This is a genomic window from Paraburkholderia sp. J94 (assembly GCF_905220285.1).
GTDB classification, from domain to species: domain Bacteria; phylum Pseudomonadota; class Gammaproteobacteria; order Burkholderiales; family Burkholderiaceae; genus Paraburkholderia; species Paraburkholderia tropica_A.
On record NZ_CAJMZH010000066.1, the window covers coordinates 1 to 337 of the forward strand.

Annotated in this window: 1 protein-coding gene; it reads left to right on the plus strand. The window is 62.6% G+C overall.

Features of this window, described 5'->3' with window-relative positions:
• Positions 1-337 (plus strand): sulfatase-like hydrolase/transferase (locus U4Y88_RS37670; protein ID WP_321790153.1); only part of this gene is annotated, 337 nt, incomplete at both ends.

Consider the following 337-nt stretch of genomic DNA (forward strand, 5'->3'; position numbering starts at 1 on the left):
TGCGCCGCTCGGCATGCGCGCCGAGGACCCGAATATTCCCGAGCTGCTCAAGGACCTCGGCTACACGACGGGCCAGTTCGGCAAGAACCATTTCGGCGACCGCGACGAACACCTGCCGACGATGCACGGTTTCGACGAATTCTTCGGCAACCTGTATCACCTGAATGCCGAGGAAGAACCGGAACTGCCCGACTACCCGGACGCCAAGGACTTCCCCGACTTCCGCAAGAAGTACGGCCCGCGCGGCGTGCTGCACTGTTGGTCCGACGGCAAGGGCGGTCAGAAGATCGACAATACCGGCCCGCTGACGAAGAAGCGCATGGAGACGATCGACACC